The 18,602-nt window shown below is 72.1% G+C and carries 20 protein-coding genes and 1 tRNA gene; 11 read left to right on the top strand and 10 right to left on the bottom strand.

Annotated features, from left to right (window positions below):
* Positions 1–22 precede the first annotated feature (22 nt).
* Both AC5L35_RS09625 and AC5L35_RS09620 read right to left on the bottom strand, forming a co-directional pair.
* Entirely contained in the window at positions 23–247 is a 225-nt protein-coding gene (locus AC5L35_RS09625) for a hypothetical protein (protein ID WP_495059198.1), read from the bottom strand.
* 141 nt (positions 248–388) lie between these two features.
* Positions 389–2,410 (bottom strand): M3 family metallopeptidase, encoded by a 2,022-nt coding sequence (locus tag AC5L35_RS09620; protein WP_495059197.1) that lies wholly within the window; start codon positions 2,408–2,410, stop codon positions 389–391.
* 18 nt (positions 2,411–2,428) lie between these two features.
* Between AC5L35_RS09620 and AC5L35_RS09615 the strand changes: the two genes are divergently transcribed.
* Together AC5L35_RS09615 and AC5L35_RS09610 are read left to right on the top strand one after the other, a co-directional pair.
* A complete protein-coding gene (locus AC5L35_RS09615) occupies positions 2,429–2,869 on the top strand; it encodes a nucleotide triphosphate diphosphatase NUDT15 (protein ID WP_495059196.1) in 441 nt (146 codons plus the stop codon).
* Positions 2,848–3,633 (top strand): arylamine N-acetyltransferase family protein, encoded by a 786-nt coding sequence (locus AC5L35_RS09610; RefSeq protein ID WP_495059195.1) that lies wholly within the window; start codon positions 2,848–2,850, stop codon positions 3,631–3,633. The genes AC5L35_RS09615 and AC5L35_RS09610 overlap by 22 nt, the downstream gene beginning before the upstream one ends.
* Before the next feature lie 16 nt (positions 3,634–3,649).
* Here AC5L35_RS09610 and mftG read toward each other — a convergent pair whose 3' ends face one another.
* Positions 3,650–5,095 (bottom strand): mycofactocin dehydrogenase MftG, encoded by a 1,446-nt coding sequence (gene mftG / locus AC5L35_RS09605; protein ID WP_495059194.1) that lies wholly within the window; start codon positions 5,093–5,095, stop codon positions 3,650–3,652.
* Positions 5,096–5,114: 19 nt separating this feature from the next.
* Here mftG and AC5L35_RS09600 point away from each other — a divergent pair, with 19 nt between their 5' ends.
* A complete protein-coding gene (locus tag AC5L35_RS09600; RefSeq protein WP_495059193.1) occupies positions 5,115–6,374 on the top strand; it encodes a M18 family aminopeptidase in 1,260 nt (419 codons plus the stop codon).
* On the opposite strand, the gene AC5L35_RS09595 is transcribed toward AC5L35_RS09600, so the two are convergent.
* Positions 6,358–6,804, bottom strand: coding sequence for an alpha/beta fold hydrolase (locus tag AC5L35_RS09595; RefSeq protein ID WP_495059192.1), 447 nt, complete (start codon positions 6,802–6,804; stop codon positions 6,358–6,360). The genes AC5L35_RS09600 and AC5L35_RS09595 overlap by 17 nt on opposite strands.
* Positions 6,805–6,897: 93 nt before the next feature.
* Here AC5L35_RS09595 and AC5L35_RS09590 point away from each other — a divergent pair, with 93 nt between their 5' ends.
* The 3 genes from AC5L35_RS09590 to AC5L35_RS09580 all read left to right on the top strand — a co-directional run bounded on the left by AC5L35_RS09590 (position 6,898) and on the right by AC5L35_RS09580 (position 8,624).
* Positions 6,898–7,320 (top strand): ankyrin repeat domain-containing protein, encoded by a 423-nt coding sequence (locus tag AC5L35_RS09590; RefSeq protein WP_495059191.1) that lies wholly within the window; start codon positions 6,898–6,900, stop codon positions 7,318–7,320.
* On the top strand, positions 7,317–7,613 hold the full coding sequence (locus AC5L35_RS09585; protein WP_495059190.1) for a DUF8847 domain-containing protein: 297 nt from the start codon (positions 7,317–7,319) through the stop codon (positions 7,611–7,613). Before AC5L35_RS09590 ends, AC5L35_RS09585 begins: the two co-directional genes overlap by 4 nt.
* 156 nt (positions 7,614–7,769) lie before the next feature.
* Positions 7,770–8,624: an oxygenase MpaB family protein gene (locus AC5L35_RS09580; protein WP_495059189.1), complete on the top strand. Its 855-nt coding sequence runs from the start codon at positions 7,770–7,772 to the stop codon at positions 8,622–8,624.
* Between the two features lie 39 nt (positions 8,625–8,663).
* Here the strand turns inward: AC5L35_RS09580 and AC5L35_RS09575 are convergent, their stop codons facing one another.
* On the bottom strand, positions 8,664–10,478 hold the full coding sequence (locus tag AC5L35_RS09575; RefSeq protein ID WP_495059188.1) for a flavin-containing monooxygenase: 1,815 nt from the start codon (positions 10,476–10,478) through the stop codon (positions 8,664–8,666).
* Between the two features lie 153 nt (positions 10,479–10,631).
* Between AC5L35_RS09575 and AC5L35_RS09570 the strand changes: the two genes are divergently transcribed.
* Positions 10,632–11,870 (top strand): helix-turn-helix domain-containing protein, encoded by a 1,239-nt coding sequence (locus tag AC5L35_RS09570; RefSeq protein ID WP_495059187.1) that lies wholly within the window; start codon positions 10,632–10,634, stop codon positions 11,868–11,870.
* An 11-nt stretch (positions 11,871–11,881) separates the two neighbouring features.
* On the opposite strand, the gene AC5L35_RS09565 is transcribed toward AC5L35_RS09570, so the two are convergent.
* On the bottom strand, positions 11,882–13,021 hold the full coding sequence (locus AC5L35_RS09565; protein ID WP_495059186.1) for an MFS transporter: 1,140 nt from the start codon (positions 13,019–13,021) through the stop codon (positions 11,882–11,884).
* A gap of 116 nt (positions 13,022–13,137) precedes the next feature.
* Here AC5L35_RS09565 and AC5L35_RS09560 point away from each other — a divergent pair, with 116 nt between their 5' ends.
* A complete protein-coding gene (locus tag AC5L35_RS09560; RefSeq protein WP_495059185.1) occupies positions 13,138–13,470 on the top strand; it encodes a DUF6191 domain-containing protein in 333 nt (110 codons plus the stop codon).
* Positions 13,471–13,474: 4 nt separating this feature from the next.
* Here the strand turns inward: AC5L35_RS09560 and AC5L35_RS09555 are convergent, their stop codons facing one another.
* Together AC5L35_RS09555 and AC5L35_RS09550 are read right to left on the bottom strand one after the other, a co-directional pair.
* A complete protein-coding gene (locus AC5L35_RS09555) occupies positions 13,475–14,563 on the bottom strand; it encodes an aldo/keto reductase (RefSeq protein WP_495059184.1) in 1,089 nt (362 codons plus the stop codon).
* Between the two features lie 95 nt (positions 14,564–14,658).
* Positions 14,659–14,784, bottom strand: a complete 126-nt coding sequence (locus AC5L35_RS09550; protein ID WP_495059183.1) for a hypothetical protein — start codon at positions 14,782–14,784, stop codon at positions 14,659–14,661.
* A 52-nt stretch (positions 14,785–14,836) separates the two neighbouring features.
* Here AC5L35_RS09550 and AC5L35_RS09545 point away from each other — a divergent pair, with 52 nt between their 5' ends.
* Positions 14,837–15,238 carry a hypothetical protein gene (locus tag AC5L35_RS09545; protein WP_495059182.1) on the top strand — a complete coding sequence of 134 codons (402 nt, stop codon included), beginning with the start codon at positions 14,837–14,839 and terminating at the stop codon, positions 15,236–15,238.
* 738 nt (positions 15,239–15,976) lie between these two features.
* On the opposite strand, the gene AC5L35_RS09540 is transcribed toward AC5L35_RS09545, so the two are convergent.
* Positions 15,977–16,064 (bottom strand) — tRNA-Ser (locus AC5L35_RS09540).
* Between the two features lie 149 nt (positions 16,065–16,213).
* Here AC5L35_RS09540 and ypfJ point away from each other — a divergent pair.
* Positions 16,214–17,158, top strand: a complete 945-nt coding sequence (gene ypfJ / locus AC5L35_RS09535) for a KPN_02809 family neutral zinc metallopeptidase (RefSeq protein WP_495059181.1) — start codon at positions 16,214–16,216, stop codon at positions 17,156–17,158.
* A 244-nt stretch (positions 17,159–17,402) separates the two neighbouring features.
* On the top strand, positions 17,403–17,939 hold the full coding sequence (locus tag AC5L35_RS09530) for a cupin domain-containing protein (protein WP_169397799.1): 537 nt from the start codon (positions 17,403–17,405) through the stop codon (positions 17,937–17,939).
* Here the strand turns inward: AC5L35_RS09530 and AC5L35_RS09525 are convergent.
* Positions 17,933–18,571, bottom strand: coding sequence for a GNAT family N-acetyltransferase (locus tag AC5L35_RS09525; protein WP_495059180.1), 639 nt, complete (start codon positions 18,569–18,571; stop codon positions 17,933–17,935). The genes AC5L35_RS09530 and AC5L35_RS09525 overlap by 7 nt on opposite strands.
* Positions 18,572–18,602 lie beyond the last annotated feature (31 nt).

The following is an 18,602-nucleotide window of genomic DNA, read 5'->3' as shown; positions in this document are numbered from 1 at the left end:
ATTCCGCGTCGGCGGCTCCCGGTCAGCTGATGCGGCGCTTGGTGTGGCTCCGGGCGCCGTGGCCCTCCCTGGCGTGCCCCGCGCGGGGCCCGACATGGGACGGGTCGACCTGCTTGGCCTTCGCCCGGCGGGCGGCGCGGTTGAGCGGCTCCTCCGGCTCGGCGGCGGATTCGGCCTCCGTCGCCTCGGGGGCGGGCTCGTCGGCGGACTCCGACTGCTTCGGCGGGAGCGGCTGGGACTGGGACATGGGAACCTCCGAGATCGTGGGGGTGGGGGGCGGAATCCGCGGGCTCAGAGGATCACGCCCGGAGAGTACCGGGGGGCCGGATGCCGGTCTCCCCAGTTCCGCGGTCTCCCGAGTGCCGCGGTGCCGGTCAGCGAACGGCGGTCAGCCCGCGAGGCCGCGGCGCGCCAGCAGCGGCGCGATCTCGGGGTCGCGGCCGCGGAAGGCTCGGTAGGCCTCCATCGGGTCCACGGCCCCTCCGCGGGAGAGCAGCTCACGCCGGAACGTGTCGCCGTTCTCGCGCCGCAACCCGCCGTTCTCGGCGAACCACTCCACGGTGTCGGCGTCGAGCACCTCGCTCCAGATGTAGGAGTAGTAGCCCGCGCTGTAGCCGCCGCCGAAGATGTGGTTGAAGTAGGTGGTCCGGTAGCGCGGCGGGGCGGTCGGGACGGCCACCCCGGCCGCGACGATCGCGTCGGCCTCGAACGTCTCCACGTCGGTCACCTGCTCGTCCGGGCCGAGGCGGTGCCACGCCTGGTCGAGCAGCGCCGCGGCCAGGTACTCGGTGGTGGCGAACCCTTCTCCGAACTGCCGCGACTCGGCCAGCCGCGCCACCAGCTCGGGCGGCAGCGGCTCACCGGTCTCGTGGTGGCGGGCGTAGTTCGCGAGGACCTCCTGGTCCTCCAGCCACATCTCGTTGACCTGCGACGGGTACTCGACGAAGTCGCGGGGCACCTTCGTGCCGGCGAACGTCGGGTACTGCACGTCGGAGAACAGCCCGTGCACCGCGTGCCCGAACTCGTGGAAGAGCGTGCGGACGTTGTCGATCGTGAGCAGCGTCGGTTGCCCGTCGGCCGGGCGGGCGAGGTTGAGGGTGTTGAGCACCACCGGCCTGGTGCCAAGCAGCCGTGACTGCGTGACGAACGAGTTCATCCACGCCCCGCCGCGCTTCGACTCCCGCGCGTAGAGGTCGGCGACGAACAGCCCGAGCTGCCCGTTCTCGTCGAAGACGTCGAAGACCCGCACCTCGGGGTGGTAGCGCGGCAGGTCGTGGCGCTCGCTGAAGCGCAGCCCGTAGAGCCGGCCCGCGGCGTGGAAGACGCCGTCGTGCAGCACGCGCTCCAGCTCGAGGTAGGGCCGCAGCGTGTCGGCGTCGAGGTCGAACCGCTCGCGGCGCACCCGCTCGGCGTGGAACGCCCGGTCCCACGCCTCGATCGGGTGGCCCGCTGCCGTCGACAGCTCGTCGGCCTCGGCCTGCGCGTTGACCGCCGCCACCGGAGCCAACTTCCCCAGCATCGCGTCGATGGCGTCGACCGTGCCCGCCGTGCCGATCTCCACCACCCAGGACGCATGGTGCGGGTGCCCGAGCAGCGCCGCTCGCTCGGCACGCAGCGCGGCCATGCGCAGCACGATCCCCCGGGTGTCGTGCTCGCCGCCGAGGCCGCGCGTGACCGACGCGCGGTGCACCCGCTCGCGCAGCCCGCGGTCGGTGAGCGAGGCGAGTACCGGCTGCCCGGTGGGCAGGACGAGGGTGATCAGGTACGCACCGTCGTGGCCTCGCGCGGTGGCCGCCCGCGCCGCGGCGGAGACGGCGTCCGGGGACAGCCCCGCGAGCTCGGCCGGATCCTCGACGAGGACCGCAGCGTCGTTCGCGCCGGCCAGCAACTTCGCGCCGAACTCCGTGGAGAGCGTCGACAGCTCGGCGTTGAGGGCCCGCAGCCGCTCCTGCTCGGCGGCTCCCAGCCGCGCCCCCGCCCGCACGGCGTCACGGTGGAGCCGTTCCAGCAACCGCAGCGACTCCGCGTCCAGGCCCAGCTCGTGACGCGCCTCGTGCAGCGTCTCGATGCGGGCGAACAGCGCAGGGTCGAGCATGATCGCGTCCGAGTGCGCGGCGAGCCGGGGCGCGAACTCCGCCTCGATCGCGCGGATCCCCGGCGTGCTGCACGAGCTGACGAGCGTGAAGAACACCGCCGAGACCCGCTGCAGCACCGCCCCCGAGCGCTCCAGCGCGACGATCGTGTTGGCGAACGTCGGCGGCGCCGGGTCGCCGGTGATCGCGTCCACCTCCGCGCGCTGTTGCTCCATCCCCGCTGTGAACGCGGGCGCGAAGTGCTCCTCCCGGATGGCGTCGAAGTCCGGGAACTCGAAGGGCAACGGGCTGGGGGCGAGGAACGGGTTGGCGCTCACGCGCGCGAGCATAGGTGCGTGACGCAGGTACGGGTCGGTGTCGGCGCGGTCGTGATCGAGGACGGGCGTGTGCTCGTGATGCGACGGGCGGGAGCGCACGGCGCGGGCCTGTGGGGGCTGCCCGGCGGCCACCAGGAGTTCGGCGAGTCCCCGGAGCACACGGCGGTGCGCGAGGTGGCCGAGGAGACCGGCCTCGTCGTCGACGTCACGGCCCGGCTGGGTTTCACCGACGACCCGATGCCCGACATCGGTCGCCACTACGTCACCCTGTTCCTCGCGTGCAGGCGCACCGGCGGTGAGCTGCGGCTCATGGAGCCGGAGAAGGCCACCGACCTCGCCTGGCTCACCCTCGACGAGCTGCGGGAGCGCCGCGACGAGCTGTTCGTACCGCTGCGGCACTGTCTCGACGCCGGCTTGTTGGGCACAGACTCGAGTGCATGGATGTCGACGCCCTCCTGACGCGGATCGGAGCGGACCGCCCGGCCGCCCCCACGAGCGCAGCACTCACCGCCCTGCACCGCGCGTACGCCTGGACGATGCCGTCGGAGGACTACGACATCCACCTCGGCGTCCCGATCTCGCTACGTCCCGACGACATCGCCGACAAGCTGATCCACCGGCAGCGCGGTGGCTACTGCTACGAGCTCAACGGGTTGTTCGCCGCGCTGCTGCGCGAGCTGGGCTTCGGGGTCACCCTCTTCTCGGCGTTCGCCCTCGACGAGCACGGCACCCGCGGTCCCGACTTCGACCACCTGCGGCTGCTCGTCGAGACCGTCGACGGCCCGTGGCTCGCCGACGTCGGGAACGGCGGGACCTGGATCGAGCCCGTGCCCCGGCAGCCGGGCACCCACGGAGACGTGGAGGTGCACCACGAGGACGACCTGTGGTGGACCGCGCAGCGCCACTCCGACGGCCGGTGGGAGCGGGCCTGGGCGTGGCAGGAGACCCCGAGGGAGCTCGCGGACTTCGCGGAACGTTCCGACCACCACGAGCACGATCCCGACTCGTACTTCCGCGCCCGCCGGTTCGCGGTGCTGCCACTCCCCGACCGCCGGATCTCGCTGCTCAACGGGGTGTTCTCCGAGGCCGTCGACGGCGTGCGCACCGAGCGGGCGGTGTCTCCCGACGAGGAGCGGACGCTGCTCGCCGAGCGGTTCGGGATCGTTCTCGACTGGCCGCCGGGGGCGCTGTGGCCGCAGCTGGACGCCCCCGCCACGGCGTGAGCGACGGCCTTCCGGATCAGGCGCGGAGCAGCGCCGCCGCCTTCTCCCCGACGGCCACGGCCGTGGCGGCGGTGCCGCGCCGGGGCACCACCGGCAGCACCGACGTGTCGGCCACCCGCAGGCCCGGGACGCCGTGCACCCGGAGTTCGGCGTCCACCACGGGGCCGATCGCTGCGCTCCCGCTCAGGTGCTGGGCGGTGCTGAGGTGAGCGGCGATCCAGCCGTCCAGGGCATGGTCCGAGCCGAGGACGTCACCGGCCGGGGCGGCCCGGACGCCGAGCCCGGCGCGGAGCAGGTCGGCTCCCACGCGGATCGCGTGCCGCAGCCTGCGGCGGTCGTGCTCGGTGCGCAGGTACGCGTAGGAGATCCGCGGGCGGACGCGCGGGTCGGGCGAGGTGAGGTTGATCGTCCCGCGGCTGTCGGGGTGCTGCAGCGCGCACATCAGGTGCAGGGCGGTCCCGTCGTCGAACGGCCGTACGAACAGCATGACCTCGACGTCACCGGCCGGGTCGGCACCGGCGTCCAGGTCGAGCGCAGCCTGGACGCACGACGCGTGCGGGTGGGCGGGCGGGTCGGCGGTGGCGAACGGGAGGTAGACGGCCGGGTGGTCGGACCAGTCCCGGCCCACACCGGGCAGTTCGCGCGCCACGGCCACACCCGCCGCCCGCAGGTCGTCGGGCGGACCGATCCCGGACAGCAGCAGCAGGTGTGGCGTGGCGATCGCGCCCGCGGCGAGCACGACCTCCCCGGCATCCACCACCGTGCCGTCGAGCAGTTCGACGCCGCGGGCCCGGTCGCCGTCCAGCAGCACGCGGGCCACGGCCGCATCGGGCCGCACGACCAGGCCGGCCCGGGGCAGGCGCAGGTAGGCCTGTGCGGCGCTCACCCGCACCCCGTCGATGCCGTTGCTGGGGACGAGCCCGGCACCGGGCGCCCCGCCCGCGTTCTTGTCCGGTTCCGCGGGAAAGCCGAGACGTCCCGCTGTGTCGAGGAACCGGGGCGTGGCCGGGTGCAGCAGGTCACCGGAGGGCCGCCTGACGGACACCGGCCCCCGGTCGCCGTGCCATGGCGGCCCCGGATGGTCGAGGTCGTGCTCGCTGCGGACGTAGTGCGGGAGCAGGTCGGCCCACGTCCAGCCGGGAACACCCCACCCGTCGGCGTCGGCGGGGGTGGCGCGCACCCAGTTGGCCCCGTTGATCGCGCTCGACCCGCCCAGCCCGCGTCCCCGAGGCACCGTCGTGACGTAGCCGGGCCGCAGCTGCGCGGAGTAGGCCCAGTTGCTCGGATGCCCGGGCCGGGTGGCGGCGAGGGACCCGACGTCGAGCAGGTCGGGTGCCGGCGCGGCCGGACCGGCCTCCAGCAGCAACACCCGCCGCGCCGGATCGTCGGCCAGCCGGGCCGCGAGCGCGCAACCAGCTGATCCCGCACCGACGACCACCACGTCGAACTCCTGCCGGGGCACGTGGGAGAGGATGCACCTGATGACGGATCTCGCGCACGACCTCGCCGACTTCATCGCAGCCGCACCCACCCCGTACCACGCCGTGGCCGAGGGTGTGCGACGCCTTTCCGCCGCCGGGTTCTCCGAGCAGCCCGAGGCGGGCCCGTGGGACGGGAGCTCGGGCGGCCGCTACCTCGTGCGGGACGGCACGCTGCTGGCCTGGTTCGTCCCGGAGGCAGCGCCTCCCGGCACCCCGATGCGGATCTTCGCGGCGCACACCGACTCGCCGACGCTGAAGGTCAAGCCACGCCCGGACGTCGGAGCGGGCGGCTGGCGGCAGGTCGCCGTGGAGGTCTACGGCGGAGCGCTGTGGAACTCGTGGCTCGACCGCGACCTCGGCCTGGCCGGACGCCTCGCGCTCTACGACGGCACCACCAAGCTGGTGGACGTCCACCGGCCGCTGCTGCGGGTGCCGCAGCTGGCCATCCACCTCGACCGCCAGGTGAACCAGGGCCTCAGCCTGGACGCCCAGCAGCACCTGCTCCCGGTCTGGGGCCTCGGCGCGCCCGCCGACGGCGACCTCATCGAGTTCCTCGCGGACGAGGTCGGGGTCGACCCCGACGAGGTGGCGGCACACGACCTCGTGGTGCACGACGTCACCCCGCCCGCCCGGCTCGGCGAGGAGGAGGAACTGCTGGCCGCGCCCCGCCTGGACAACCTCGCGTCCGTGCACGCCGGCCTGGGTGCGCTCCTCGCCGCTGCCGACGACGACGCCGGAGTCATCCCGGTGTTCGTCGGCTTCGACCACGAGGAGATCGGCAGCGGGTCGGCAACCGGTGCGGCCGGCCCCCTGCTGGAGACGGTGCTCACCCGCCTGGCCGGTGGCTTCGACGCACGCGGCGCTGCCTTCGCGGGCTCCCGCTGCCTGTCGGTGGACGTCACGCACGCGGCGCACCCCAACTACCTCGGCCACCACGACCCCACCCACCGAGCCCTGCCGAACGGTGGGCCCGCGCTGAAGGTCAACGCCAACCAGCGCTACGCCACCGACGCCCCCGGCGCGGCCGCGTGGCAGCGCGCCTGCCGTGACGCCGGCGTGCCGACGCAGGTGTTCGTCGGGAAGAACACGGTGCCGTGCGGCACGACCGTCGGACCGCTGATCGCCACGCGCCTCGGAATCCGGACGGTCGACGTCGGGATCCCGGTGCTGTCGATGCACTCGGCGCGGGAGCTGTGCGGGGTGCGGGATCCCGGCCACCTGGCCGCGGCGGCCACGGCGTTCCTCACCGACCCGGTCTGACCGACCCCGAGCCGGTGAGCAGGGCGCCGAGCTGGGACGCGAACTCGGTCGGGTGCGTCGCGTACCCGACGTGGTCCCCCACGAAGTCGACGACCTGGAGTCCGAGCCGTTCGGCGAGCACGAGGTTGGGGCGGTAGGGCATGTGCCCGCGTGACTCCTGGCCGCCGGCAGGCACGATCCGGTCGCGGGCGGCGCCCAGCGCGTCCAGGTCGGGGACGTAGCGGGGGTACTGGCGTAGCTCGTGCTCCATCCAGAACGTCATGTTGGCCTCGACCGTGAAGCGGTCGGCGAGAGCAGCGGCGACGCCGCCGTAGATCGCCGAGTCCCCGTTGCCGCCGACGACGAACAGCAACAGCGGACCGGACCCGCGGGTCTCGAGATGCAGCCTGGCTCCCGGCACGTCCAGGGTGTCGATCACAGGTTCGGGCACGGCGTGACCATGGCACGCCGTGGACGAAAAGGGCCCCCGCCGTTTCTTGATCAAATACGGCGGATGGGCGGTGACGCCCGTACCGTGTCGGGGGTGCCACCGGAGCAACCCACCCCCGCGGGCGATCTCGACGCCGAGACGCTGGCGTTCGCGCACCGGATGTTCGACCTCGCGCGCGACGGACGTACCGACGAGCTGGTCGCCAACGTCGAGGCCGGACTCCCGGCCAACCTCACCAACGACAAGGGCGACTCGCTGCTGATCCTCGCGGCCTACCACGGCCATGCCGACACCGTGGCCGCGCTGCTGGCCCGCGGTGCCGACCCCGGCCGCGTCAACGACCGTGGGCAGACCGCACTCGCCGCCGCCATCTTCCGCAGCTGTGCCGACGCCGTCATCGCCCTCCTCGACGCCGGCGCCGACCCCGCGCAAGGTGGCCAGTCGGCGCTCGCCACCGCCACGGTCTTCGAGCTCCCCGGGATGCTGGAGCTCCTGCACGGGAGACAACGCCCGTGACCTCGGAGGAGGCATCGCTGGACGGCGGCCGCGACGTCTACTGGTTCGTGGGCGGCCCGCTCGACGGCCGGGTGCACACCCGCGAACCGGCCGAACCCGCGCCGTGCACGGTGCGCTACACCCACCTGCACGACGGACCGAAGATCGTCCACCACTACGACCTGCACGAGGTGGCCGGACACGGCGGCGAGTACCGCCTCCGCGGCCCCGGGATCGTCGTCCCGGACGACGATTCGACTGACGACATCCGCGACGGAGACCTCAGCAACGACCCGGACGACGCAGGCGGCTGAGCGCCGCACGCTGACGGGGGGTCGTGCTGCGGGCACGGTGACCGACACGTGCCGTTCGTACCCGGTTGTCGAGTCGCGGCCAGGCGCTGATGGTGCTGTGCTGGACGGGGCCGCGGCACCCGACTTCGCCGCGACCCGCCGGGCGAAGGGGGCGACATGGCCGAGAAGCCGCAGGACCACGGGTTGTTCGGGCCGGACTCCGTGACATGGCGCGTGCACATCGAACCGGTGCTCTGGATCGGCGGGTTCCGGGCGCTGCTCCTGCAGTCGCTGCACCCGCGGGTGATGCGCGGCACGTTCCAGAACTCGGCACTGTTCGACCCGCGCAAGGCATGGTCGCGGTTCCAGCGCACCGTGGAGTTCGTCGGGGTGCGGACGTTCGGTTCCACGGCCGCCGTCGAGGTCGCCTCCGCCCGGGTGCGGAAGCTCCACTCCTCGTTGCGCGGCCACGACCCCGAGACCGGGGCGACGTTCCGGATCGACGAGCCCTCCGGCCTGCTGTGGGTGCACGCCACGGAGATCGACTCCTACGCGGAGATCGCGCGCCGGGCCGGGATCCTCGACGACCAGGAGGTCGACCGGTACATCGCCGAGAGCGTCAGCGCGGCCCGTGTCGTGGGCCTGCCGGCCGCTCCCGCCTCCCGCGCGGAGATGCAGGCCTACCTCGATCGCATGCGCCCTGAGCTGGGGCTCACCGACGAGGCCCGGCGCGCCGTCGGCAACCTGTTCGCTCCGAGGGGCGAGGCCCCGACGGTCACCAAGCTGGCCATCCCCGCCATCGCCTCGCTGGCGCTGGCGACCCTGCCCCGCTGGGCGCGCCGCATGTACGGCCTGCCCGGCGTGCCGACCACCGACCTCGGCGTCACCGTTGCACTGCGGACCCTGCGGGTGGCGACGCACCTGTTGCCCGACGTGCCCGCGCCGCCGGAGATCGAGCGGGCGCGCCGGCTCGTACGGGAGAAACGGGATGTATCAGGGTCGCGGCGGGCGCCTCTTCCCACCGGTGGGTAGCGGCACCGGGGGCGTCGCTACCCACCGCCTGGGGCCGTGTCAGGAGCGGTGGTGCACCTCCTGCAGCCGGTACACCGGTGTCGGGATGCCCTCGTGGCGGGCCTTGAGCTGCAGCGCCAGGTAGAGCGAGTAGTGGCGTGACTGGTGCAGGTTGCCGCCGTGGAACCAGAGCCCTTCCTGCTGGGTGGGCTTCCACATGTTGCGCTGCTCGCCCTCCCACGGTCCCGGGTCCTTCGCCGTGTCCGAGCCCAGGCCCCAGACCTTGCCGACCTTGTCGGCCACCTCCTGGCTGATCAGGTCGGCGGCCCAGCCGTTCATCGAGCCGTAGCCGGTGGCATAGACGACGAGATCGGCGGGAAGCTCGGTGCCGTCGTCCAGCACCACCGCGTCCTCCGTCAGCTCGCGGACGGTCCCGTGCACGAGCTTGACGTCGCCGTTCGCCACCAGGTCGGCCGCGCCGACGTCGATGTAGTAACCCGAACCGCGGCGTAGGTACTTCATGAACAAGCCCGAGTCGTCGTCGCCGAAGTCGAGCCAGAATCCCGCCTTCTCCAGCCGCTCGTAGAAGTCGGCGTCGCGCTCGCGGATGGCGTCGTAGATCGGCTTCTGGAACTCGTGCATGATCCGGTACGGCAGGGACGCGAAGATCATGTCCGCCTTCTGCGTCGTGATCCCGCTCGCCACCGCCCGCTCGGAGTACAGGTCGGCCAGCCCCAGCTCCATCAGTGAGTCGGACTTCACGATGTGCGTCGAGGAGCGCTGCACCATCGTCACGTCGGCGCCGTGCTCCCACAGCGCCGCGCAGATGTCGTGCGCGGAGTTGTTCGAGCCGATCACCACCACGCGCTTGCCCGCGTAGGCGTCCGGGCCGGGGTGCTGGGAGCTGTGGTGCTGCTCGCCGCGGAAGCGGTCCTGACCCGCGATGGTGGGCACGTTCGCCTTGCCGGACATGCCGGTGGCCAGCACCAGCTGCTGGGGGTGCAGCACCACCTGCTCGCCGGCCCGGTCCAGCACCACGGTCCACTCGCCTGCCTCCTGGTCGTAGGAGGCGCTCGTGCAGGTCGTGGAGGACCAGTAGTTGATCTCCATGACCTTCGTGTACATCTCCAGCCAGTCACCGATCTTGTCCTTCGGCGCGAACACCGGCCAGTTCTTCGGGAAGTCGATGTAGGGCAGGTGGTCGTACCAGACCGGGTCGTGCAGGCACAGCGACTTGTAACGGCTGCGCCACTGGTCACCGGGCCGCTCGCGCCGGTCGACCACCACGTGCGGGACGCCCAGCTGACGCAGGCGCGCGCCCAGCGCGATGCCGCCCTGACCGCCCCCGACGACCACGACGTAGGGCTCGCTGGTGCGGCCCATCCCGGCGTTCTCCGCCTCGCGGGCCTCCTTCCAGCTGATCCGGTCCCGGCGGGCGCCGTGCTCCACACCCATCGGCCGCGCCTCGCCCAGGGGCTCCTCGTGACCCGTCAGCTCGTACAGCGTGGTGAGCAGGGTCCAGGCACCCTCCTCGACCAGCCGCAGATGCCCGCGGGCCCGGCCGACCGACGTCTCGAACTCGATCCACGCCTCGGTGACGCCACCGGACTCCGACGGCTCCTCCGTGGTGCGGAAGCCGTGGGGGTCGGTGCTGTCCAGCGTGGCCCGCAGCAGGTCCGTGACACCGTCACGGCCCTCGGCCGTGGTGATGTTCCAGGTGAACGAGACGAGATCGCGCCAGAAGCTGGTGGTCGCGAACAGGCCGGCCGCCCGTGCGGCGTCGCGCGCGGCGAGGGCCGCCTCGAACTCCGCCAGCCACGCATCGACACGACCGCGCGCCGACGTGGCAGGCACCGGCTCGAGGGTCTGCGTCATCTGTGAGCTCCCGTCGTCGTGCGCCCTCCTCGTCGACGGCGCCCCGACCAGCAGGAAACACTGCTCCGGGCCGCCACAGCAGGGTTGCAGGGGGTTGCAGCCGGTCCTTGTGATCTGCCCGAACCTCCCTGCACCATGACGGCGGAGGTACCGATGCCGTCACCGCCACCCGAGAGTGCCCTGCGTCCCGGCGAGGACCCGCGCGGGCACGCCCGGGTGCTCGGGCGGGTCCGGGACGCCGCTCTGACCGGCGGCGACCCCCCGGTTGCCCTGCGCCCGGTCATCACCGCCTCCTGGCGGCGCGTCCGCGACTCCGGGCTCGACCCCCGCGGGTCGGGCGAGCTGCCGCTGCTCGACAGCGCCGACCTGGAGCAGCGCCGCGCGGCGAGTGGTCTCGCACCGCTCCTGCCGCTGCTGCGGGCGCGGCTGCTCCCGGTGGCCGAAGCGGCCGCCCAGATCATGGTGGTGGTGGACGCCGAGGGGCACGTGCTGTGGCGGGAGGGCGGCCCGACCGTCCGGCGCCGGGCGGACGACCTCCGGTTCGTCGAGGGTTCGGCGTGGGACGAGAACACCGTCGGCACGAACGCGATCGGGACCAGTCTCGTGGTCGGAGCGCCCCTTCACGTCTTCGCCGGGGAGCACTGGTCGGAGGGACACCAGCCCTGGACCTGCGCGGCCGCGCCACTGCACGACCCGGTGACCGGCCGCCTCCTCGGCGCGGTCGACCTGAGCGGGCCCGTGCACACGGCCCACGCCGGCACGGTGGCCCTCGTCGACGCCGTCGCCCGGCTCGTCGAGCTGGAGCTGCGGCTCGCGCACGACCGCACGACCGAGCGGCTGCGGGTCGTCGCGGCACCGGTTCTCGCCCGGCTGACCGGGCCGGCGCTCGTCGTGAGCCAGGACGGCGTCCCGGCGGCTGCGGTGGACCTCCCCGTCCCCGCCAGGGTGGCGCTGCCCGACTCGTTGGAGGGAGGCGAGGTGTGGCTGCCGGGCCTCGGCCGCTGCACCGCCGAACCGCTGCTCGGAGGATGGCTGCTGCGCCCCGAGGCGCCTGGCGGCGGGGCGCCCGACGAGCCCACCCGCCTGCTGCTCGACCTGACGGGCGATTCGCCCCAGGTCCACGTGACCACCCCCAGCGGCCGCTGGCAGCACACACTGACTCGGCGCCATGCCGAGATACTCCGGGCGCTCGCCCGCAGGCCGGAGGGTCGCTCGGCCGCGCAGCTCGCGGTGGACCTGTTCGGCGACGGCGGCAGCCGCGTCACGGTCCGCGCGGAGATGTCGCGGTTGCGCCGCACCCTTGGTCCCCTGTTGCAGCGCCAGCCCTACCGCATCGCCGGTGGCGTGCGTGTCGAGCTGCGGGAACCGGCGGCCCGCCCCACGCGAGCCTGACGCCATCATGGCTACCGGCCCCGTCCCACGCCGGCCGGGACGCGGAGCAGGAGCGGCAGGGCTCCGGCCACCAGGACCCCGAGCACCGCCACCAGCGGCGCCGCACCGATCGCCCAAGCGCCGTACAAGCCGAAGGTGAACACGTCCGTCCCGACCCCGGCCACGGAGGTGACCGTGGCCCGGGAACGGCTGTCGATCCGCTCCTGCAGCCGCGCGTCCACGACCACGAGGACACAGCGGAACGCACCGTAGAAGACGGCCACCGCGGCCACGCCGGCCGGAAGACCGCCGAACCCGGCGGTGCCGAACAGGAGCATCGCGCCGACCAGCACCACGGCCAGCGTCCACGGCCGGAGCCTGGCGGCCCGGCCTGCGAGGGCGGCGCCCACCACACCGGCCAGCACGATCGGCAGATCCACCACCGGGACGAACGCCGTCGGCACCCCCCATCCGGCGACGATGAGCGGGAAGTACTCCTCCACCGCGTCGAACGCGCCCAGCAGCGCAGCCGCCACGAGAACGGCACGCACCCCCGGGCGATGCGCGGCCGCGGCGAGCCCGGCACGCAGCGTCGCGAGGTAGCCGAGCCCGTCGTCCGGATCGTCGGCCGAGCCGGTCCCGCGGGGTGGTTCCGGAAGCCGGGAGGCCACCGCCGCCGCAGCCAGGCAGACACCGACGCTCACCCACCCCACGAGCGGATAACCGCCGAGGGCGTAGAGCACGGTGGCGGCGGCGGCCGCCGGGATCTGCGCGAGCAGCTCAGCTGCCGTGACCCACCCGTTCACCCGGGCGTAGTGCTCCTCGGCCCCCGCGGCGACCAGCCCGTCGTAGAGCAGTGCCTCGCTCGCACCGGACACGAGCACCCCGCCGAGGCCCCACAGCACGAACCCGACGGCGAACCCGGTGAAGCTCGGCAACAGGATCCAGCCCGCGTAGCCGCAGGCCTGCAGCACACCCGCCGCCACCAGGCAGGCGCGCCGGGAGAAGCGGTCGGCGAGCGCACCCGATGGCACCTCACCGAGCACCCCGACCGCGGACCAGATCACGAACAGCGCGGAGATCTGCGCGTCGGACAGGCCCGTATCGGCGAACAGGAGCGCGTACAGGGGGTAGAGCGGGATGACGTCGGCGAGCAGCGCCCACCCGAACATGCGGCGGGCGAGCGGGCGGGCCGGGGGCGGGAGAGTGCGTCAACCGGGCATACCGGTCAGGCTAAGGGACCGTGGGCCCGCACCTCCACCGGTTTCGCCACCCCTACGATCCCGGGATGGGTGTCGTCTGGGCAGTGGCACTGACCGGCCTCGTATGCCTGCTCATGGCGCTGGTGGTCCTCGACCGGATCGGCTTCGCCGTCAGCGGACGCAGTTGGCTTCCCTGGCGCCGGAACAAGCGCACGCAGGCGGTGCTCGCCACGGGGTTGGACGAGGTCACGGCACTGTTCTATGCCACAAAGCACTACGAACTGGAGCAGCGCAAGACCGAGTTCGTGCTCCGGGAGGACACCGACGACGGGGCGCCCCGTCGATTCGGTTTCGGACTCGACGGCGGTCGGCCCGTCATCACCGTGGACACATCGGCGACCGACAACCACACCCGCTAGCTGGTTACTTGACGCCGTTGAACACCGGTGGTGCGTAGGTGGCCGGCTTGTCACCGATACCGAGGCCCGGGCTGACGATCCAGGACTGGTACTGCGGGGTGAACATCGAGTAGAGCGAGGTGCTCGGCAGGGCGCTGGCCTCGTCGAGCACGCGGCGGGCGTCCTCGGGGATCACGAAGTCGAGCGCGGCGAGGTTGCCGTCCAGTTGCTTCGCGCTGCTCGCGCCGATGACCACGGCGGAAACGGCGGGCTGGGTGACCACCCAGTTGATCGCCACCTGCGACATCGGGCGGCCCAGATCGGCCGCCACGCTTTCCAGCCCGCCGATCACCCGCCAGTCGTGCTCCGTGATCGACACGGGGGAATCCGGGTTACCGAGCCGGCCTTCACCGACCACACCCGTGGCGGCCCGCTTGTACTTGCCGCTGAGCAGGCCACCCGATATCGGGCTCCATCCCATCACCCCCATCCCCAGTGACTGGGCCATCGGCACGAACTCCGGCTCGATGGCCCGGTTGTTCAGCGAGTACGGCAACTGGATCGTGACCATCGGGGCCATGCCGTGCGCCTCCGCGTAGCTCTGCGCTCGCGCCGCGTACCAGGCCGGCACATCCGACAGCCCTGCATACCGGATCTTGCCGGCCCGGACCAGGTCGTCGAAGGTCCGCACGACCTCCTCCACCGGCGTGATCCGGTCCCAGGTGTGCAGCAGATAAAGGTCGAGATAGTCGGTGCCGAGCCGGCGCAGCGACTCCTCCAACGCCCGCACGATGTGCTTACGGCCGTTGCCGCTGGCGTTCGGGTCGGTCGGGTCGGTGGTGTTGGTGAACTTGCTGGTCAACACCAACCGCTCCCGGTTTCCCGCCTTCGCGATCAGCGCGCCGAGAATGCGTTCGCTCTCCCCGGCGGTGTAGAAGTCGGCCGTGTCGATGAAGTTCCCGCCCGACTCCACGTAGCGCCGGAAGATCGGCTCCGCCTCCTCCGCGGTCTTCCCGTACGCGGCGTGGAAGCCGTCGACGCCGAAGTTCATCGTGCCCAACGCCAGCCGGCTCACCCGGAGTCCGGACCGCCCGAGCAGGTAGTAGTCGTTCACAGCTGCCTCCCCACCTGGTTCATCGGCCCGATCGGGCCGCCTGGCCACAGTGAACCGACAAAAATGGACCCGCAAGTCCAGAACCTGGAGGCGAGCTACCCGCCCTCACCGCGAGCCCGCAGCTTCACGGCACCCTGCGTCACCGCCTCGATGTCCGCGGTGTCGCCGGATCCAGCACTCAGCCCGAAACGACTCTCCAGCTCGGAGAGCAGGAAAGCCACGAGTTCTCCCAACTGCGTCCGAGGGAACGAGCTGAGCTGCGAAGCTGGCTGCATGGCTGCTGTGGAACGGCTCGTCACCATGGCGGATTTCGACGACCAGGTTCAGGACGATGGTCACGTCTCGGTGAAGGCGCGTCATGAAGCCGTCCTCACGGACGGATGTCGGCTTCTGCTCCTGGACGACCGAGGTTGGAGTTCGACACAACCCTGGACCACAGCATCGGCCGAGGACATCAGGGTGACGACGCGCGTAGTTGTCGGACCGGACGAGCCGGCAGAGAGTCGCACCCAGGAAGAGGCGGAAGCAGACCACTGGACCTCTCTCGCCCGGATTCTCCAGCGGCACCGTGTGACCGTCGATGCCCAGGTACTGAGGCAGCTGCCGCACGACGTCGTACTCAGCGAACGGCTGCTTGCGTGCCTCGGCCGCGATCCCGGCGCCGCCGCACAGTGACATCGGGACGTCAGGCGCGCTCACCTTTCGGTGGCGCGCGGAACCGCGGCCTCACACACCTTCGAGGGGATCCTCACCTTTCAGCGGACGACGAAGGCCGTCGAGGCGTGGGAGGCGAACTGGCGCGATTCTCCCGAGTTCCGTCACGTGATGCGCGCCGTAACGGCAATCTGGGGCGTGGGGTTCCTGGTCGAGGCGGTCCGCATCGTCCTGGCGTACACCCTGGCCGTGGACATCGTCCCAGCGGTGACCGCCGTCCAATTCATCGTGCTGCTGAGCGCGATGTTGTTGATCTCGCCGCAGGTACATGGCAAAGCGCGGCCTCGCCACCGGCCCCGACGGCATCTCAATCACGTCCTGATGGCCGCCCGGAACGGGCCAACGGAGAGGGCACGATCGCGCCACGCCCGGACGGCGGATACGTCGGCGCCTTCGTCCCGGTCCCTGGTGGTGGGCGACGGCGGGTCTTCGTCTACGGCCGGACCCGGGCTGAGGGTCGCGACAAGCTCGATGACCTGCTCCGCAAAGCGGCCGACGGCATCCCGCGCTCCGTGACCGGCAGATCCTCAGCGAGTACCTCGACCACTGGCTCGAACACGTGGTGAAGCCCGAGCGACGGGCAACCACCTATGAGGGCTTCGAGACGATGGTCCGGGTCCACACGCAACGCCGCCTGTCAACGGTCGTGGTCAATCCGGCCGTTGAGGCTGGCGAAGATCGATGAACGACCGCCTGACCTGGCGGAAGCGGAGGGATTCGAACCCCCGGACCCTTTCGGGACTCTCGCTTTCAAGGCGAGTGCATTCGGCCGCTCTGCCACGCTTCCGCCCGGAAGGGTAGCTGGGGGCTTCGGGACGCGGCGGCAGGTCCACCCATCTCACCCACCCGGCGACGCTCGCGGACGCACGGTGACCGCCGACCCGGCACGGGACCCACCCCATGTGGTGGGATCACGCCCGAGCGCGGGAGGTAGCGATGCGGTTCGACGAGAACGCCGATCTCGACACGTCGAACATCGACGACCTGAGGGGCGGCGGTGGTGGCGGTGGCGGGGGTGTCGGAGGCCGGGTCGCGCTGGGCGGCGGCGGGCTCGGCATCGTCGGGCTGATCCTGTACTTCCTGCTGTCACAGCTCGGTGGCGGGGGCGCGGGCGGCGGCGGGCTGGGAGTGCCCAGCGGGCTGGGCGGGCTCTCCGACGGGCAGACGGCCGACACGTCACAGGCGGCGTCGAGCTGCCGGACGGGGGCCCAGGCCAACACGGAGCTGGACTGCGAGGTCGTGGCCGTCGTCAACTCGCTCGACGGCTACTGGAGCGACACGTTCGCCCGCTCCAACATCAGCTTCCAGCCGCCGCGCACCAACTTCTTCACCGGAGGTGTCCGCACCGGGTGCGGCAGCGCCACCTCGGACACCGGCCCGTTCTACTGTCCCGGCGACAACGAGATCTACATCGACCTCTCGTTCTTCCGCGAGCTGGAGACCCGCTTCGGGGCCGAGGGCGGCCCGTTCGCGCGGGCCTACGTGATCGCCCACGAGTACGGCCACCACATCCAGGCGCTGCTGGGGACGAACGAGCGCGTCCGCTCCGGCGAGACCGGCCCGACGTCGGGCACGGTGCGGCTCGAGCTGCAGGCCGACTGCTACGCGGGCGTGTGGGCCAACCACGCGACGTCGGTGCCGACGGCGTCCGGACGCCCGCTGATCACCGACGTCACCCAGCAGGACGTCAACGCCGCGCTCGACACCGCGTCCCGGATCGGCGACGACTACATCCAGACCCAGCTCGGGGGTGGGCGCGTGGACCAGAGCCAGTTCACCCACGGCTCGTCCGAGCAGCGCGAGCGCTGGTACACGACGGGATACCAGACCGGCGACCCGTCACGGTGCGACACGTTCGCGCGGGGCGTCAACCTCGGCTGACGCCCCCGTGCCGGCGCAATGATCGGTGCGAGATCCGGCTGTTGGCCCTTCGGAGGGCGCATATCCGGATCTCGCAACGCCCCATGGGCGACTCGCGCGGCCGGAACGGGCGACTCGCGCACACACAACGGGCGACTCGCGGGGGGTTTGCTTCCGTCCGTCGGAACTGCCGTAGCCGGGGCGATGCGGGGGTTCGTAGCGTGGCTCACGACCTGCGATGTGGCAGAGGACGAGAGGACGACCCATGACCTCGACGGCGGACGCGGCCCCCCAGGACCTGCAGGACCCGAAGCTCCCTGCTGCGGACGAGTTCTCCATCTTCACCGGGGAGCCGATGCACTCGCTCCGCGACATGCTCACCGAGGTCACCTTCACCCCGGGTCCTGGCGAGGAGTTCGCTGCGACGTCGATGTTCAACGGCCTGCGGTCGCTGGTCCCGTTCTGCCACGCGGGGTCGGAGGGGTTCAGCATCGTGCGCGTCTACCTGGCGCCGAATTACATCCTCCCCGCGCACACGCACAACAGCGACTGCCTCTACTACGTGCTCCAGGGCAAGGCCATCCTCGGTAAGCGGGTGATCGAACCGGGCGGTGGCTTCTTCGTTCCTGCCGGCAAGGCGTACGGCTACACGGCCGGCGCCGAGGGCGCCGAGGTGCTGGAGTTCCGGCACGCCACCAGCACCGACTTCCACGAGACCGAGCGCAGCCCCGCCCGCTGGCAGAAGATCCTCGACAACGCCGAGCAGAACGACGGCTGGAAGGACGCCGACCTCCCCTACTGAGCGGCGACGCCGAGTAGCTCGCGGCACGCGTCGAGGCCGTCCACCTGCAGCGCCCAGTCCGGCCTCGCGAACAGGTCGGGGGTGACCAGCAGCCGTACGTCCTGGGTCGCCCTCCCTCGGCGCACCACGGTCTCGGTCCCGTCGTGCCGGTAGCCGAGACGCTCCGACACGCGAAGCGACGCCACGTTCCCGCTGAACGCGGAGGACCGGGCCCGGACCGCGCCGAGGTGGTCGAACGCGAACGCCAGCACCGCGGCGCGCATCTCGGTGCCGATCCCGCGGCGCTGGTGGCGCAGGCCGATCCAGGACCCCGTCCTCACCTCGCGGACGAGGCCGACGTTCGTGCCCATCAGCCCCTGGTTGCCGATCACGCGGCCGTCGAGACGGACCAGGAAGTTGATCGTCCAGTTCTCCGGGCCGAGCTGCGCCCGCTGCGACCAGTAGTGCTGCAGGCTGCGGTGGCCGACCTGGTCCGTCCACGGGGCGATGAAGGGCATCTCGTCGGGAGGGTGGACACCGCGGTGCGCCTCCTCCACGAGCTCGAACAGCCCGTCGTCGTCATCGGGGCGCAGCTCGAGGCGCGGGGTGCGCAGGGTCAGGCGGCGCAGCGGCCACGGGTCGAGGGGAGTCATGGCAGCACCCTGCCGGATCTGCACGGACGGA

It is taken from the genome of Pseudonocardia sp. OZ21 (assembly GCF_059359135.1).
The sequence above is the reverse complement of the archived record's forward strand: the minus strand, read 5'-3'. Positions and strand labels throughout refer to the sequence as shown.

Excerpts from the sequence above, each read along its gene's own strand:
- AC5L35_RS09625 (WP_495059198.1), bottom strand. The coding sequence starts at position 247 with ATGTCCCAGTCCCAGCCGCTCCCGCCGAAGCAGTCGGAGTCCGCCGAC.
- AC5L35_RS09610 (WP_495059195.1), top strand. The coding sequence starts at position 2,848 with ATGGATGTCGACGCCCTCCTGACGCGGATCGGAGCGGACCGCCCGGCC.
- AC5L35_RS09600 (WP_495059193.1), top strand. The coding sequence starts at position 5,115 with ATGACGGATCTCGCGCACGACCTCGCCGACTTCATCGCAGCCGCACCC.
- AC5L35_RS09580 (WP_495059189.1), top strand. The coding sequence starts at position 7,770 with ATGGCCGAGAAGCCGCAGGACCACGGGTTGTTCGGGCCGGACTCCGTG.
- AC5L35_RS09575 (WP_495059188.1), bottom strand. The coding sequence starts at position 10,478 with ATGACGCAGACCCTCGAGCCGGTGCCTGCCACGTCGGCGCGCGGTCGT.
- AC5L35_RS09570 (WP_495059187.1), top strand. The coding sequence starts at position 10,632 with ATGCCGTCACCGCCACCCGAGAGTGCCCTGCGTCCCGGCGAGGACCCG.
- AC5L35_RS09565 (WP_495059186.1), bottom strand. The coding sequence starts at position 13,021 with ATGTTCGGGTGGGCGCTGCTCGCCGACGTCATCCCGCTCTACCCCCTG.
- AC5L35_RS09560 (WP_495059185.1), top strand. The coding sequence starts at position 13,138 with ATGGGTGTCGTCTGGGCAGTGGCACTGACCGGCCTCGTATGCCTGCTC.
- AC5L35_RS09545 (WP_495059182.1), top strand. The coding sequence starts at position 14,837 with ATGGCTGCTGTGGAACGGCTCGTCACCATGGCGGATTTCGACGACCAG.
- ypfJ (WP_495059181.1), top strand. The coding sequence starts at position 16,214 with ATGCGGTTCGACGAGAACGCCGATCTCGACACGTCGAACATCGACGAC.
- AC5L35_RS09530 (WP_169397799.1), top strand. The coding sequence starts at position 17,403 with ATGACCTCGACGGCGGACGCGGCCCCCCAGGACCTGCAGGACCCGAAG.
- AC5L35_RS09525 (WP_495059180.1), bottom strand. The coding sequence starts at position 18,571 with ATGACTCCCCTCGACCCGTGGCCGCTGCGCCGCCTGACCCTGCGCACC.